The 16,551-nt window shown below is 74.0% G+C and carries 10 protein-coding genes; 7 read left to right on the top strand and 3 right to left on the bottom strand.

Annotated features, from left to right (window positions below):
• Positions 1-187: 187 nt before the first annotated feature.
• The 3 genes from ACQPZ4_RS23355 to ACQPZ4_RS23345 all read left to right on the top strand — a co-directional run bounded on the left by ACQPZ4_RS23355 (position 188) and on the right by ACQPZ4_RS23345 (position 8,181).
• Positions 188-5,575, top strand: coding sequence for a non-ribosomal peptide synthetase/MFS transporter (locus ACQPZ4_RS23355; protein ID WP_433064940.1), 5,388 nt, complete (start codon positions 188-190; stop codon positions 5,573-5,575).
• Positions 5,572-5,979, top strand: a complete 408-nt coding sequence (locus ACQPZ4_RS23350) for an MbtH family protein (RefSeq protein ID WP_433064937.1) — start codon at positions 5,572-5,574, stop codon at positions 5,977-5,979. Before ACQPZ4_RS23355 ends, ACQPZ4_RS23350 begins: the two co-directional genes overlap by 4 nt.
• A gap of 255 nt (positions 5,980-6,234) precedes the next feature.
• Positions 6,235-8,181: a peptidoglycan DD-metalloendopeptidase family protein gene (locus tag ACQPZ4_RS23345; protein WP_433064934.1), complete on the top strand. Its 1,947-nt coding sequence runs from the start codon at positions 6,235-6,237 to the stop codon at positions 8,179-8,181.
• An 83-nt stretch (positions 8,182-8,264) separates the two neighbouring features.
• On the opposite strand, the gene ACQPZ4_RS23340 is transcribed toward ACQPZ4_RS23345, so the two are convergent.
• Positions 8,265-8,999, bottom strand: coding sequence for a class I SAM-dependent methyltransferase (locus ACQPZ4_RS23340; RefSeq protein ID WP_433064931.1), 735 nt, complete (start codon positions 8,997-8,999; stop codon positions 8,265-8,267).
• Between the two features lie 160 nt (positions 9,000-9,159).
• On the opposite strand from ACQPZ4_RS23340, the gene ACQPZ4_RS23335 reads away from it, so the two are divergent.
• From ACQPZ4_RS23335 to ACQPZ4_RS23320, 4 genes are all read left to right on the top strand, one after another.
• Positions 9,160-9,807, top strand: a complete 648-nt coding sequence (locus tag ACQPZ4_RS23335) for an HAD family hydrolase (protein ID WP_433064929.1) — start codon at positions 9,160-9,162, stop codon at positions 9,805-9,807.
• A gap of 12 nt (positions 9,808-9,819) precedes the next feature.
• Entirely contained in the window at positions 9,820-13,530 is a 3,711-nt protein-coding gene (locus ACQPZ4_RS23330) for a chemotaxis protein CheB (protein WP_433064926.1), read from the top strand.
• 66 nt (positions 13,531-13,596) lie between these two features.
• The gene (locus tag ACQPZ4_RS23325; RefSeq protein ID WP_433064923.1) at positions 13,597-13,944 is read left to right on the top strand and encodes a GntR family transcriptional regulator; all 348 of its coding nucleotides are present in this window, start codon (positions 13,597-13,599) and stop codon (positions 13,942-13,944) included.
• 19 nt (positions 13,945-13,963) lie between these two features.
• Entirely contained in the window at positions 13,964-14,428 is a 465-nt protein-coding gene (locus tag ACQPZ4_RS23320; RefSeq protein ID WP_433064921.1) for a hypothetical protein, read from the top strand.
• 78 nt (positions 14,429-14,506) lie between these two features.
• On the opposite strand, the gene ACQPZ4_RS23315 is transcribed toward ACQPZ4_RS23320, so the two are convergent.
• Together ACQPZ4_RS23315 and ACQPZ4_RS23310 are read right to left on the bottom strand one after the other, a co-directional pair.
• Positions 14,507-15,727: a glycosyltransferase family 87 protein gene (locus ACQPZ4_RS23315; RefSeq protein WP_433064918.1), complete on the bottom strand. Its 1,221-nt coding sequence runs from the start codon at positions 15,725-15,727 to the stop codon at positions 14,507-14,509.
• A 54-nt stretch (positions 15,728-15,781) separates the two neighbouring features.
• The gene (locus ACQPZ4_RS23310) at positions 15,782-16,489 is read right to left on the bottom strand and encodes an alpha/beta fold hydrolase (protein ID WP_433064915.1); all 708 of its coding nucleotides are present in this window, start codon (positions 16,487-16,489) and stop codon (positions 15,782-15,784) included.
• Between the last annotated feature and the right edge of the window lie 62 nt (positions 16,490-16,551).

Below are 16,551 nucleotides of genomic sequence, written 5' to 3'. Positions count from 1 at the left end.
ATCGCCGCCCCGGACGCCACCGCCGCCACCGCCGACCGGCAGCCGCCGCCCGAGCCGCGAAACGGAGACGCCCGATGACCGTCAACAACGCCCGCCGACTGCACTTCGCCGCCCCGGCCGCCCCGGACGCCACCGCCGCCACCGCCGACCGGCAGCCGCCGCTCGAGTCGCGAAACGGAGGCGCTCGATGACCGTGGACGACGCCCGCCAGGCGCTGCTCGCCCAGCGCCTGCGCCGGCGCACCGCGACCCGGACCGTGCCGAACCGTCCGGCCGGGACGGTGCCGCCGCTGTCGTTCGCGCAGGAGCGGCTGTGGTTCATGGAGCAGTACGCGCCCGGGAATCGCGCCTATCTCGTCCCCGTGGCGCGGCGGATCCGGCGCGCCATCGACGCCGACCGGCTGGCGGCCGCGCTGCGCACCGTCGTCGGACGCCACGAGGCGTTGCGCACGCGGTTCCCGGCGCGGGATGACGGGGTACCGACGCTGGTCGTCGATGACGAGCCGGCCGTCGACCTGGACGTCGTCGAGGCCGGCGGCGAGGCCGCGGCACGGACCGCCGTCGAGGCCCTGCACGCCCGCGGGTTCGACCTGGCGCGCGAGCAGCCGCTGCGGGCCGCGCTCGTCCGGCTCGCACCCGACGACGCGGTCCTGGCGCTGACCGTCCACCACATCGCCATCGACGGGTGGTCGGTGCCGCTGCTGCTCTCGGAACTCATGACCGCGTACGACGGCGGCTCACTGCCCGAGCTCCCCGTCCAGTACGGCGACTACGCGGCCTGGCAGCGCGACCGGCCCGCGCCCGACATCGACCGCTGGGCCAGCCGCCTCGACGGGGTCGAGCCGCTCGCCCTGCCCACCGACCGGCCCCGCCCGCCCGAGCTCAGCTACGACGGCGGCAGCATCGAGTTCGCCATCGACGCCGAGCTCGCGGGCGGGATCCGGGCGCTGGCCGACAATCACGGCGCGTCGCTGTACATGACGATGCTGGCCGCCTACGCCGCGCTCCTCGGCCGGCACGCGCACCAGAGCGACCTCACGATCGGCTCCCCCGTCGCCGGCCGCGGCGCCCCGGAGCTCGAACGGGTCATCGGCTGCTTCGTCAACACGCTCGTCATGCGGGTCGACCTGAGCGGCGACCCGACCTTCACCGACCTGCTGCTGCGCGTGCGGGAGACCGCGCTGAACGGGCTGGCCGAGGCCGACACGCCCTTCGAGCAGGTCGTGGCCGAGCTCAACCTTTCCCGTGACGTGTCACGCTCTCCGCTGTTCCAGGCGCTGCTCGCGGTGCAGAACTACGGATCCGGGGGTACCGGCGACGGGCTCGACGGCTACGAGATCAGCGCCTGGGCGACCCGGTACGACCTCGAGCTGTACGTCAGCGACAGCGCCGGCGGCGGCCTGTGGGGCCAGTGCATCTACAGCAGCGCGCTGTTCGACGCGGCGACGGTGCACCGGCTGATCGAACGGCTCATCGCCCTGCTGCGCGGGGCGGTCGCCGCCCCGCTGACCCCGGTGGCCGCGCTCGACCTGCGCGACGACGCCGAGCGCGCGGCCGCGGCCGGCTGGAACGTGACCGCGGCCCCATTTGACGCCGAGGCCACCCTCCCCGGGCTGTTCGCCGCGCAGGCCGCCGCCACCCCGGACGCGCCCGCCGTGACGTTCGAGGGTGACACCTGGAGCTACGCCGAGCTCGACCGGTACGCCGAGCGGGTCACCGCCGCGCTGCGCGCGCTCGGCGCCGGGCCGGGCACCCGGATCGGCGTGTGCGCGCCGCGCTCGCTGCGACTGCCGGGCGCGCTGCTCGGCGTGCTGCGCACCGGCGCCGCGTACGTGCCGCTCGACCCGGACTACCCCGAGGAGCGGCTGGCGTTCATGGCCGCCGATGCCGACCTGCTGACCGTGCTGACCCTCGACGAGGACCTGCCCACCGAAACGGCCGAAACGGCCGAAACGCAGCCGGTCGGCGCCACGCCCGCCGGACCGCAGCCAGCCACCGCCACACCGGCCGGACCGCAGCCGGTCGCCGCCGCGCCGGGCGGGTCGCAGCCGGTCGGTGCCACGGCCGGCGACACCGCGTACGTCATCTACACCTCCGGCTCCACCGGCCGGCCCAAGGGCGTGCCCAACGGCCACCGCGGCGTCGTCAACCGGCTCACCTGGATGCAGGAGCGGTTCAGGCTCGGCCCCGGCGACGTGGTGCTGCAGAAGACCCCGGCCGGCTTCGACGTGTCGGTCTGGGAGTTCTTCTGGCCGCTCGTCACCGGCGCCCGGCTCGTCCTCGCCAAGCCGGGCGGGCACCGCGACGCCGCCTACCTGCGGGCGCTGATGGACCGCGAGGGCGTCACCGTCGTGCACTTCGTGCCGTCGATGCTGGCGGTGTTCCTGGCCGACGAGACCCCGTACGGCGCGGCCGCCCTGCGCGCGATCGTCTGCTCCGGCGAGGAGCTGCCGGCCGACCTGGCCCGCCGCTGCCTGGCCGCGCTCCCGGCCGAGCTGCACAATCTGTACGGCCCGACCGAGGCCGCGATCGACGTCAGCGCCTGGCACGTCACCGCGGCGGCGCTCGGCGACGCGGCCCGGGTGCCGATCGGCGCCGCCGTCGCCAACACCGCCCTGCACGTGCTCGACGACCGGCTCCGCCCGCAGCCGGTGGGCGTCCCCGGCGAGCTGCACATCGGCGGCGTCCAGGTCGCCGAGGGCTATCTCGGCCGGCCCCGGCTGACCGCGGAACGGTTCATCCCCGACCCCTTCGGACCGCCCGGCACCCGGCTGTACCGCACCGGCGACCTCGCCCGCCGCCGCCCCGACGGCACCCTGGAGTTCCTCGGCCGCATCGACGGGCAGGTCAAGCTGCGCGGCCAGCGCATCGAGCTCGGCGAGATCGAATCGGTCCTGCGCGAGCAGCCCGGCGTGCGCGAGGCGGCGGTCATCGTCCGCGAGGACCGCCCCGGGGATCAGCGCCTCGTCGCCTACGTGGTGGGCGAGACCCCGGACCGCGCCGCGCTCAAGCGGCTGCTGCCCGATTACATGATGCCGGCCGCGTTCGTGGCCCTCGACACGTTGCCGCTGTCGGCCAACGGCAAGCTCGACCGACGCGCTCTGCCGGCCCCGGTCCGCGCGGCGGGCGGCGGCACCGCGCCCGCTACCCCGACCGAGCGGCTCGTCGCCGGCATTTGGGCCGCCGTCCTGGAAATCCCGACGGTCGGCGCCGAGGACGATTTCTTCGACCTCGGCGGCCACTCGCTGCTGGCCACCCAGGTGGCGGCCCGGCTGCGCAAGGCCGGCGCCGCGGTCGGCGTGGTGGACCTGTTCCAGCACAAGACGGTGCGCGAGCTGGCCGCGCTGATCGACCGCCCGTCCACCGAGCCGCGGTCCGTGGTCCGCCGCCTCACCCCCGACCGGCCCACCGACCTGTCGCTGGTGTGCGTGCCGTTCGGCGGGGGCAGCGCCGTGGTGTACCAGCCGCTCGCCGACGCCCTGCCCGAGCGCTATGCGCTGTGGTCGGTCGCCATCCCCGGCCACGACGTGGGGGTCATCGAGGACCGGCTCGACTTCGACGCGCTCATCGACCGCTGCGTCGACGAGATCCTCGCCAACGTCCAAGGGCCCCTGAGTTTGTACGGCCATTGCGCCGTCGGCTCCGCGCTCGCCATCGCCCTCGCCCGGCGGCTGGAGGCGGCCGGCCGCGAGGTGCGGACCGTCTACATCGGCGCGATGTTCCCGTTCGCCGAGCCACGCGGCCGCCTCGCCCGCACCCTGTCCCGGATCGCCCGGATGGAGGGCCTGCGCGGCGACCGCGTCTACCACAACTGGCTCACGTCGATCGGCGCCGACCTCGGCGGCCTCGACCCGGACGAGGCCCGGCACATCGTCCGCAATTTGCGCCGCGACTCCGTGGACGCCGAGCGGTACTACACCGAGATGTACGCCGCCGGCGCCGAGCGTCTGAAGGCGTCCTTCGTCACCATCGTCGGCACCCGCGACCCGGCCACGGAGTTCTACGAGGAGCGCTTCCGGGAGTGGCACTTCCTCTCCGACGACAGCGCGGTGGTGGTGCTGCAGGAGGCGGGGCACTTCTTCCTGAAGTACCGCGCCGCCGAGATCGCGCAGATCATCGACACACCGCAGTTCGCCGGCGACGCGCCTGTCGCTGACAGCTGGTATCGGCACGCGGTCTCGCACGGCCGGGAGGTCCGCACCGGACCGCAGCCCAGCCTCGGCCGGTTCGCCACCGTCTCCGCGGGCCAGCTCGCCTCGATGCTCGGCTCGGCCCTCACCGAGTTCGCCATCCCGGTCTGGATCTACCTGACCACCGGCTCGGTCGCCCAGTTCGCGCTGTTCGCCGTGCTCGGCCTCGTCCCCGGCCTGCTGACCCTCCCGATCGCCGGCGCCATCGTCGACCGCTACGACCGCCGCCGCATCGTGCTCGCCGGCGACCTCGCGGCCGGCGGCGTCCAGGGTGTCCTCGCCGCGCTGCTGTGGTCCGGCCACCTGAGCGTGGGTGTGCTGTACCCGGCGACCGTGGCGCTGTCGATCGCCCTGGCGTTCCAGCGCATCGCGTACACGTCGGCGATCCCGCAGCTCGTCCCCAAACGGTTGCTGGGTCACGCGGCCGGCATCGGCCAGCTCGGCGCCGGCCTGGCCCAGCTGCTCGCCCCGCTGCTCGGCGCCGGCCTGCTCGCCACCATCGGCCTGCGCGGCATCCTCACCCTCGACGTGGTCAGCTACCTCGTCGCCGTGGCGATCGTCCTCGCCGTCCGCTTCCCGTCCACCATGCCGTGGCGCCGCCACGAGACCCTGCGGGCGGAGATCGCGGGCGGGTTCCGGTACGTGTGGGGCAACCGCAACTTCCGCCGCATGCTCCTGTGGTTCGCGGTGCTGAACATCCCGCTCTCCGCCGTGTTCCTGATGCTCTCCCCGCTCGTCCTGTCGTTCGCCACCCTGCGCCAGGTCGGCCAGATCTCGTTCGTCTCCGCCCTCGGCGTCTTCCTGGGCGGCCTGATCATGGCGGCGTGGGGCGGCCCGCGGCACCGCCGCATGTTCGGCGTCCTCATCGCGACCCTGGCCCTGGCCGCCTGCGCCCTGCTGACGGGCCTGCGCGAGAACCTGATCCTGATCGGCACCGGCGCGCTGGGCATGGCGCTGGCGCTGACGTTGCTCAACGGCGTGTACACGACGATCATCCAGGTCAAGGTCCCCCAGCGCCTGCACGGCCGGGTCTTCTCCCTCAACACCCTGATCGCCTGGTCCACGATGCCGCTGGGCTTCGGCGTCGTCGCCCCGTTCGGCGCCGAGCTGTTCCGCCCCCTGCTGCACGAGGGCGCCCCGCTCGCCGGCCCGCTCGGCCCGATCTTCGGCACCGGCCCGGACCGCGGCCTGGGCCTCATGTTCGCCGCGTTCGCGCTGGCCATCGCCGTCATCGCGCTCGCCGGCCTGCGGGTCCTGCGCCGCTTCGACGACGAGGTCGCCGACGGCCTCGCCGACGACCTGGTCGGCCTGGCCGTACTGGAGACCCCGACCGCCACAGACGACGGCCTGGACGCCGCCGCCCTCGCCATCAGGAGGACCTCATGAGCCATCGCGTCGTGCTCAACGCCGACGAGCAGTACTCGGTCTGGGCCACCGCCGACGACCTGCCGCCCGGCTGGGTGGCCGAAGGTACGTCGGGCACCCGCGACGAGTGCCTGGACCACATCGAGCGGGTGTGGACCGACCAGACCCCGGCCCGCACCCGCATCCGCACCTGGCTGACCTCGGCGATCGCGGAGGCCTCGGACGGCCTGCTGAACCCGGCGGACGTGGCGAACGCGGGCTGCTCGTTCGTCGCCATGGGCGTCTCGTCCCTGGCCACCGTTCGCCTGGTCGACGCGGTCGAGCTGCAGTACGGCGTGACGATCGACTTCACCGGCGGCGCCCTGCAGGACCTCGACACCCTGACCGACGCCATCGCAACCGAAAGACTTCGCCGCCGGTCGTGAACGGGTCGTTACCGGCAGCTGATCAGCTGAGGTCCGTGACTGTTCGGACGTGCGAGTCCGAATGCCGTCGGTGCTTCGATGTCTCGGGTAGAGAACCCCCCTTTCCTCTTCCCATTGCGACGTCCGAAGGGCCATTGATATGGCAGCGCGTCGAACATTGCTCAGTCTGCTCGGAATGGTGCTGGCGGCCGCGACGATTCCGTTCGTGGTGCTCGCGCCGAACGCGGCTTCGGCGGCCGTCACCGGTGTGCCGAATTGGTTCCCCTGCGCGGCAACCACCTGATCGGCTGCTCCTATCTCAGCCCCGACGGCAACCCCGCAAACGCGATATGCAGGGGGAACTACCACCTGAACTGGGCCATCGACATCGGGGCCACCGTCGGGGAAACCGTCTACGCCGCCGGGAAGGGCACGGTCTTCCAGGTCGTGCGAAACCAGGGCGACAACTGCAACCCCAAGACGCATGACTCATACACCAGTTGTCCGGACGGCGCGAAGGGAAACTTCGTGCTCATCGATCACGGCGGCGGGGTGTTCAGCTTCTACGAGCACCTCCAGTCGGTGGCGGTGGACAAGGGCAAGGACGTCGACGAGAACACGCCGATCGGGGCGGCCGGCGTCAGCGGCTACACCACGCCGTCGTTTCCGCATCTGCATTTCGAGCGGCGGCCGAGTGCGTCCGGCAAATCGGTCGACCCCGGTCCGCTGAAGGCCTGCAAGGGCGCGAAGCTGGTCACCTATCCACAGGAGTTCGGGGCGGCGAGCTGGCAGGGGCTGCCGGGGCACAAGTTCACCGCGACCAGCGACGGCACCGCGTGCGCGGGGGCGCCCGGCGGCGGGACCGGCAAGCCGAAGGTGGACCTGGTCTTCGCGATCGACACCACGGGCAGCATGGGCCCGTACATCGGCGGCGTGTCGGCCTCGGCGCGGTCCATCACCGCGGGCCTGTTCTCCAAGGCCGACGCGCGGGTGGCGCTGGTGGACTACAAGGACCTGCACGCCTGCGCATCCGACGGCTACGCGGCCCGGGTGGACCTGCCCTTCGCGACCGACCCGGCCGCCTTCGACACGGCGGTCGGCAAGCTGACCGCGGAGGGCGGCTGCGACACCCCCGAGTCGATCTACTCCGGGCTTATGGCGGCCATCGGGCTGCCGTGGCGCGACGGGGTCAAGAAGGCGATCATCCTGATGGGCGACGCGCCGCCGCACGACCCGGAGCCGGTCACCGGGCTGACGCTCGCGAAGGTCACCGCGGCCGCCAAGGCCGTCGACCCGGCCACGATCTACGCCATCAACATCAACGGCGCGGCGTCGCCGTTCTTCGACGACCTCGCGGCGCAGAACGACGGGCAGGTGTACGTCGCCGAGGACCCGAGCACCGCGGTCGACCAGATCACCGACGCCATCACGTCGATCACCACGGTGATCGCGGACGCGGGCGGCCCGTACCGCGGCGCCGTCGGCGAGCCGGTCACGTTCGACGCCAGCGCCTCGGGCGCGACGGGGGCGTCGATCGCGCAGTACCAGTGGGACTTCAACGGCGACAACACGTATGACGAGACGACGGCGCTGCCGAGCGTCAGCCACGTGTTCACGGCACCGTACTCGGGCGTGGTCGGCGTGCGCATCACGACGGACGGGGCGAAGCCGCAGACCGCGACCGCGAGCGCGCCGCTCGAGATCCTCGTCCCGACGACGCTCAAGTACTCCGGGGACCGCACGGGCGTGGTCGGCAAGCAGCTGAGCCTGCGGGCGACGCTGACCGACCCGGGCGGCGCGGCGATCGCCGGTGCGCCGGTCACGTTCACCCTCGGCACGCAGTCGTGCTCCGGTACGACGAACGCCGCCGGCCTGGCCGAGTGCAAGCTCGTGCCGTCGCAGGCGGCCGGGGACTACTCGGTGGCGGCCGACGCCAGGCCCACCGGGCACTATCTGCCGAGCAGCACGGCGGAGGACCTCACGCTCACCGGCGCGGGCGGCACCCCGGCCCCGACACCCACCAGCGCCGGCCCGGCACCGTCCACGACGGCGACGACGGTCGCGCCGACGCCCGCGAGCACGACACCGGGACCCGGCGGCCCCCTCGCCGTCACCGGCGTGGCGCTCGGCGGGATGGTGCTGGCCGGGTCGGGCCTGGTCGGCGCCGGCGCCCTGCTGCTCCTGCTGGCCAGGCGGCGACGCCACCGCGGGCGCCACGCATAACAGGCGCATCCGCGCGGGCGCCACGCATAACGGGCGCATCCGCGAACGCCCCGGGCGGTGTCATGCCGCCCGGGGCGCTGCGGTCAGCGGCGGGCGACCAGCAGCAGGCGCGGGCTGCCCAGCCGGAACGGCGTGCCGTCGGGGTCGCCGTACAGGTCGGTGCCGGTGAACCCGGCCTCCCCGACCAGCCGGACGACCTCGGCGGCGGTGTAGACGTGCTGGACCGACGTGCCGCGGTGCTCCTCGGCGCCGCGGCGGAACGTGAAGCTGGTCAGCCAGCGGCTGTGCACGGCGTCGTACTCGTTGACCGACGTGGCCTCGATCCCGCCGATGGTCATCGGAGGTTCCTCGAGCTGCAGGCCCGGCAGCAGGGACTCCGCCACGAAGCCGTAGTCGAGGACGAGGTGGCCGCCGGGCTGGACCACGGTGGCGATGTCGGCGAGGTACCGCCTGGTCCCCTCGTGGTCCAGGTAGCCGAACGAGTTGCCCATGCAGATGGCGAGATCCACCCGCAGGTCGTGCGGTACCGCGGCCATGTCGCCGACCCGGAAGTCGACGTTCTCGGCAAGGGAGAGCCGGCGCGCGAACGCGATCGCCTCGGTCGAGACGTCGATGCCGGTCACGCGGTAGCCGCGGCGGGACAGGGCCAGGCTGTGCCGGCCGCTGCCGCAGGGCAGGTCCAGCACGCGGGCGCCGGGGGTCAGGCCGGTGGCCCGGACCAGGAAGCCGACCTCGGCGGTGGTGTAGTCGTCGGTCACCGCGGCCCGCCAGAAGGCGTTGGGCAGCTCGGTGAAGAACGTGTCGTACCAGTGACTCATGGTTTGTCTCCAGGATTCGCAGGAAGGCATGACGAGGCCCGGGTTCGTCCGCCCCGGGCCGGCCGGGCGGGACACCATGGCATCGCCTTCTCTGTCGAACTGGAGCCCGCACCGTAGCAACCGTGCGGCGCGGGCGCACCGGATTATTAGGCTGTCGATCGTGATCTTCTCTGTGGACGCGATCCTGTTCGACATCGACGGCACCCTCGTCGACTCGACGCCGGTGGTGGAGCGGACCTGGCGCACGTGGGCCGGGCGGCACGGGTACGACGCCGACGAGATCCTGCGCGTGTGTCACGGGCGGCGGACGCGGGACACCGTCGCGCTGTTCCTGCCGGCGGACGCGCGGGACGCCGCGGTCGCCGAGCTCGAGGAGCTGGAGCGGCACGACTTCGACGGAGTCGTCGCGCTGCCCGCGGCCGGGTCGCTGCTGCGCGCGCTGCCGGCGGAGCGGTGGGCGGCCGTCACCTCCGGGACGCAGCCGCTGATGCGGGCCCGCCTCGCCGCGGCCGGGCTGCCGGTGCCGAAGGTGCTGATCGCCGCCGAGGACGTCACCGCGGGCAAGCCGGACCCGCAGGGCTACCGGATGGCGGCCGCCGCGCTCGGCTTCGACGTGCGGCGATGCCTGGTCGTCGAGGACGCGCCGGCCGGGCTGGCCGCCGGTCGTGCGGCCCCGGCCTCGACGCTGGCCGTCGGCACCTCGCACGACCTGGCCGAACTCACCGCGGCCGACGCGGCGATCCCTGACCTGCGCGCGCTGACGGTGGACGTCACGCCGGAGAGCCTTACGCTGAGACCCAATCGGTGAGCGAGGTGGGCGATGCCGGCGTCGGACGAGGAAGGCACCAGGCGGACGAAGGTCATCGCCCTCGTGACCTCGGCCGGGGGCCTGGACGCGCTCAGCAGCGTCCTGCGGGCGCTGCCGGAGGATCTGCCCGCGGCGGTGGTGATCGCGCAGCACCTCGGCGGGCAGGGCAGCGTGCTCGTGAGCATCCTGGGCCGCCGCACCGGTCTGCCCGTGCGGTGGGCGGAGCCCGGCGCACCCCTGACGCCCGGCTGCGTGACGGTGTGCCCGCCCAGGTCGCGCCTGGAGGTGCTGCCCGACCTGACGTGCGCGGTGGCGGCCCGTGACCCCGGCATCGACGAGCGGCCGCTCGACGCCCTGCTGCAGTCCCTGGCCGAGAGCGTGGGCGAGGCCGCCGCGGGCGTCGTGCTCACCGGGATGCTCAAGGACGGCGCGCACGGTGCGAAGGCGCTGCACGAGGCGGGCGGACTGGTCATCGCGCAGAGCCCCGACACGGCGGAGCACCCGGCCATGCCGCGGGCGGCGGTCGACGCGGGCGGCGTCGACCTCGTGCTGCCGCTGCACGAGATCGGGGCCACGCTCGCCGACGCGGTCCTGGGCCGCCGGCTCCCGCTGCCCGCCGCCGAGCTGCAGGCGATCCGCGACGTCTTCGGCACCGAGGGCGTCACGGCCTCGATGGCGGCCGAGATCGACTGGAGCCGCACGGCCGTCGGCCGGGTGGCGGGCTGGTCGCCCGTGCTGCGCACGGCGGTCGGCATCGTCATGGCCTGCCCGGACGTGGCCAGCCTGTGGTGGGGCGACGACCTGCTGTTCTTCACCAACGACGCCGCGGTGACGGTCCTCGGCGGGCGCGAGCGGACGGCGTTCGCCCAGCCGTACCGCGAGACCTTCGCCGACGTCTGGGACCAGGTCGCGCCGGCCATCGAGCGCGCGCAACGGGGGCATTCCGCCCGCTACACCGCGGTCCCGTTGCGCTATGTCCGCGACGGTCGCCTGCAGGACATGTGGACGGACCTCACCGACACGCCGATCAAGGACCAGGACGGCCGGGTCGTCGGGATCTGCCGCGTCGCCCACGAACGCACGGCGGAGATCCTCTCGGCCCGGCGGCTCACGACGCTCAACGCGCTCGGCCGCAAGGCGCGGGCGAGCAGCCGGCGGGAGGCGCTCGGCGCCGCCGTGCAGGTGCTGAGCGAGGCCGCCGACGTGCCGTTCGCGGCGGCCTACCTCCTCGACCCGCCGTCCCAGCGGGCCCGCCTGGTGGCGGCGACTGGCCTCGACGAGGGCGGGGTCATGGCCCCGCGCGAGCTGCACGTGACGCCGGACGGGGCCTGGCCCGTGCACGCGGCCGTGACGACCGGCCTCCCGGTGGTGGCGGACGACATCGCCGCCCGGTTCCGGGGACATCTCGCGGGCGCCGACCGGGTGATGCCGCACTGCGCCGTGGTGCATCCGCTGCGCGACGACGCCGAGGACCGCATCGCCGGCGTGCTCATCGTCGGCGCCGACCCGTACCTCTCCTTCGACGAGCGCTACCGGGACTTCCTCGCGCTCACGGCGGACACCGTCGCCGCCAGGATGGCCGAGGCGCATGCCCGCCACCGGGAACGGGAGCGCCTCGAGCGGCTGGCCGACCTCGACCGGGCCAAGACCGAGTTCTTCTCGAACGTCTCGCACGAGTTCCGCACGCCGCTGACCCTGATGCTCGGGCCCCTCGACGCGGCGCTCGACCGGACGGACTCGCTGCCGGCCGCGCTCGTGGCCGAGCTCGAGGTGGCGCGGCGCAACGCACAGCGGCTACTGCGGCTGACCGGCGCGCTGCTGGACTTCTCGCAGGCCGAGGCCGGTCGGCTGCGGGCGCACCCGGAGGCGACGGACCTGGCCGCGCGGACCCGGGAGATCGTGGCGCAGTTCGACGGCGCGGCCGCGCGGGCCGGGCTGACGTTGCGCACGGCGATCGAGCCGGTCGGCCAGCCGGTGTGGGTCGACCCGGAGATGTGGGAGAAGATCCTCGCCAACCTGCTGTCCAACGCGCTCAAGTACACGCTCGCCGGCTCGGTCGAGGTGGAGCTGCACGGCCGGCCCAAGCACGCCGAGCTCGTGGTCCGCGACACCGGCGTGGGCATTCCCGAGGCGGAGCTGCCGCACATCTTCAAGCGCTTCCACCGGGTGCACGGTGTGCGGGGCCGCACGCAGGAGGGCGTCGGGATCGGCCTGGCGCTCGTCGACGAGCTGGTCCGCCGTCATCACGGCCGGGTCCGGGCCGTCAGCGCGGTCGGCGCGGGGACGGCGATCACCGTGTGGATCCCGTTCGGCCGCCGCCCGGTGCGCGCGGCCGCCGACGAGACGCCAGGGGCGGCCGTCGCCTCGGCCGTCGCCGCCGGCCTGGCCGAGGAGGCGGGCCGCTGGGCCGGTGCGCACGAGGAGGCGCACGCCTGGGCCGGCGACGCCCGGGCCGGCGGCTCGGCGGGCATCCACGTGCCCGGCGCCAGTCTCCTGGTCGTCGACGACAACCAGGACATGCGTGACTATCTGTACCGCCTGCTGGCCGCCCACTGGACGGTCCGGCTGGCCCACGACGGGGTCGAGGCGCTCGAGTTCGCCCGGCTCGACCCGCCCGACCTCGTGCTCAGCGACGTGATGATGCCCGGGATCGACGGCTTCGCCCTGCTCTCCGCGCTGCGCGCCGACCCGGCGCTCGCGGACGTGCCCGTCGTGCTCGTCACCGCCCGGGCCGGTGAGGAGGCCGGCATCGAGGGGCTGCTCGCCGGCGCGGACGACTACATCGTCAAGCCGTTCACGGCCCGCGAGCTCGTCGCGCGCATCGGCGCCCAGCTGGAGCTGACGCTGATGCGGCGCCGCCAGGTCGAGCTCGACGCGTTCCGGGTCGCCCTCACCGACACGCTGCGCAGCATCGCGGACCCGGTGGAGGTCCAGGCCCGCGCGGCCGCGCTGCTCGGCCGGCACCTCGGCGCGAGCCGCGCCTACTACCAGGAGTTCGACCGCTCCGCCGGCACGTTCACCGTCCACCGCAATTACACCGACGGGCTGCCGTCCCTGGCGGGCACCTACAGCCTGGCGGACTACAGCGACGAGCCCGTCGACGAGTCGCACCGCACCGGCCGGACCCTGGTCGTGCCCGACGCCGCGAAACTCGACCCCAAGGCCGCCGCCTCCTGGGCCGCACTGTCCGTGCGCGCGGGCGTGGCCGCCCCGAACATGCGATCGGGCGTGTGCGTCGCGGCGCTGGGCATCACCAGCGCCGAGCCGCGGGACTGGACCGGCGAGGAGATCGCGCTCATCGAGGAGACGGCCGAACGGACGTGGGCCTACGTCGAGCGGGTCCGGGCGGAGCAGGAGCTGCGGCAGTCCGAGGAGCGCTTCCGGACCGTCGCCGACGCCGTACCCGCCCTGATCTGGCAGAACGACGCCGAGGGCGGCAACGTCTTCGTCAACCGCGGCTTCCGCGACTACACCGGCCTGACCGACGCGCAGATCGGCGGCGAGCGCTGGCAGTCGCTCGTGCACCCCGACGAGGCGGGCGCCTACGTCGCGGCCTACCTGCGCAGCGTCCGCGAACGCACGGACTGGCGCCGCCGCAACCGGCTGCGCCGCCGCGACGGGGCCTGGCGCACCTTCGACAACTACGCGACGCCGCTGTTCGCCGCCGACGGGTCGTACCTCGGGCACGTCGGCGTCTCGGTGGACGTGACCGACCGCCGGTAGCCGGTCGGCGGCGGTGCCGGGCGGGGCTGGCGCCCATCGCCCGATGGTGCTAATAATACTAGTATCATGAGATGGACAGTCGATCACGCCTCGCGCGAGCTGCTGCCGGACCAGATCGCCGCCTCGGTGCGCCGCGGGGTGGCGTCCGGGGAGCTGGCCGTCGGGGAGCAGCTGCCGCCCGCGGCCGAGCTCGCCGCGGCGTTGTCGGTCGACCGCAACACGGTGCTGGCCGCGTACCGGCAGCTGCGCGACGACGGGCTGCTGGAGTTCCGGCGCGGGCGCGGGGCCCGGGTGGCGTCCGCGGTCACCGAGCCGCCGCCGGTGCTCGAGGCGGCCCGCGCGCTGGTCGCGGTGGCCCGGGCGCACGGCCTGACCCGCACCGAGCTCGTCCGACTCGTCGAAAAACTCGCCTGAGCCCGAGGGAAGGAACGCCGTGACGACCTTTTCGATCTACACCGGCCGGGTCACCAACTGGCCGATCGTCGTGACCAGCATCGCGCTCGCGGTGCCGCTGCTGATCGCCGGCGGCATGTCCGACGGGCCGGCCCGCGACCTCGTCCTGCCGCTGCTCATCGCCGTCGCGGCGGTGGTCGGCAACGTGCTGACCGGGACCAGCATCCGCACCTCGGCCGGGCCGAACGGGGTCGCGATCCGCTTCGGGGTGCTGGCCTGGCCGCGCTGCACGTACGCGCTGGACGCCATCGCGTCGGCCGAGGTGGTCGACGTGCAGCCGTGGCAGGTGGCGTTCGGCTTCTGGTGGACGCCGCGCCACACGTACTGCACCGTGCGCTCCGGCCCCGCGCTGCGCCTGACCCTGCGCGGCGGCCGCCGGGTCACGGTCACCGTGCCGGACGCCCGCGCCGCGGTGGCCGCGCTGGACGAGGCCCGCACGGCCTGAACCGACGGCCTGCACGCCGGCAACGGGCCCGGGCCCCGCTCGCCTGAACCACCGCCGGCGCGGCCCGGCCGTCCTCGGTCAGCCCGGGGACGACGGGGCCGCGACGCGTTCCAGCTCGCGAGCGACCGGCGCGGTGGGCAGGGCCGCCGGTTCGGGCCCGGCCGGTACGGACGCGGCCGGCTCGCCGCGCCAGGTGCGGACCAGCAGCAGGGTGCCCGCGACGACCATCCAGGCGAGGGGCTTCACCGACTGCCGGTACCCCGCGTGCCCGCCGTCCAGGAAGTCGACGCCGATGAACTGCAACGGGCGCACCAGCGGTACCAACGCGATCCAGAACCAGACCGAACGGGCCGTCGAGCCCCGGACCAGCGCGCTCGCCACCAGCGGGGGCAGCACCACCAGCGGGTAGTAGCCGAACGCGGGCGTGCTGACCAGGAACGTGCCGATCATCAGGATCGCCGAGGTGTCGACGAGGCGCAGGCGCTCGTCGCCGCCGGTGCGCCAGCGCCACACCGCCGTGGCGACCGCGATGACGAGGACCGCGGCCCGCAGCACCGCCAGCGGGGCGCCGTCGATGCCGATGCGGGGCAGCATGGAGGGCAGGGACGAGTCGTACGGGCGGGCGAACTCGTCCTGGCCGCCGAGCAGGAACGGCAGCGTCCGGGTGAAGAACAGCCCCGGCTCCGGCAGCAGCGGCGTTACGACCGCGCAGACCGCGACCGGGATGCCGGCCGCCAGAGCCAGTCCCCGCCACTGCCGGGCCAGCAGGAACACCAGCCCGATCGGGACCAGCATGGGCTTGACCGCGATCGTGACGCCGATCACCACGCCCGCGGCGAGCCAGCGGCCCCGCCCCATGAGCAGCAGCGCGACGGCCATGCCGGCGGCCACCGGCGCCGTCCAGTTGCCCAGCTCGACCACGCTGACGGCCGGGTTGAACAGCGCGAACGCGGCGACGCCGGCGACCCCGAGCCAGGAGCGCAGGCCGACCCCGAACAGCCGCAGCGACGCCCACCAGCCGGCCAGCAGCAGCGCCGCCAGCCCCCACGGGAACAGCCGCTCCAGCTGCAGGTCCGACAGCGCGGTCAGCGGCAGCGCGAACAGCACGCTCGACGGAGGATAGAGGAACCGGGCCGACTCGTACGGCGAACCGCCGTCCGACAGCCGCCGCACGGCATCGACGACCAGCAGGTTGTCCATGCTGTGCAGGCGGCCGCTGACGGAGATGCGGACCAGCTCCTGCACGAGGAGCGCGTAGGCGCCGCAGAGGACGAGCCACGGGGCTCGGCGCGTGAGCATGGCGGCACGCTAGTCACGCCCCGGGTGAGGGCGCCGGGTGAATGTCCGGCGGACTCAGCCGATCGCGGCGATCGCCTTGGTGATGGCGTCGGCGACCTCGGCCGGGCGGGACACCGTCACCGCGTGGGAGGCGCCGTCGAGCTCGACGACGCCGGTTGCGCCGGCGCGCTCGGCCATCCAGCGCTGGGTCTCGACCGGGATGTTGCGGTCCAGGCCGGGCACGACGAACCAGGAGGGCAGCGAGCGCCAGGCGGGGGCGCCGGAGCCCTCGTGCAGCGCCACGTCGCTGAGCGGGCGCTGGGTCACCGCGAGCAGGGCCGCCTCGCCCGCCGGGACGTCGGCGGCGAACTGGGCCGGGAAGAGGTCCTGGCGGATGTACAGGTCGGTGCTGCCGTCCGGCAGCGGGACCGGCTGCAGCGACTCGCCGAGGGTGCTGCCGGGGCGCAGGCCGGTCAGGGCGGCGATGCTCTCGCCCCGCTCGGGGGCGAACGCGGCCACGAAGACCAGGCCGCGCACGTTGTCGTGGCCGGTGGCGGCGTTGGTGATCACCGCGCCGCCGTACGAGTGGCCGGCCAGGACGACCGGGCCGGAGATCGACCCGACGACGCTGGAGACGGCGGCGGCGTCGCCGGTGAGGCTGCGCAGCGGGTTGGCGGCGGCGATCGTGCGGTGGCCGGCGGCGTGCAGCCGGGCGATCACCCCGTTCCAGCTCGACGACTCGGCGAACGCACCGTGGACCAGGACAACCGTGATATCGGACATGGCAGCGACCGTAGCGACGCGGGCATCCTGAGGTCTTCAGTCACCTGACTGAAGGCGTCACG

This window comes from Dactylosporangium sp. CS-033363 (assembly GCF_050942475.1).
GTDB lineage: Bacteria > Actinomycetota > Actinomycetes > Mycobacteriales > Micromonosporaceae > Dactylosporangium.
This window is presented reverse-complemented; position numbering and strand designations above follow the sequence as displayed.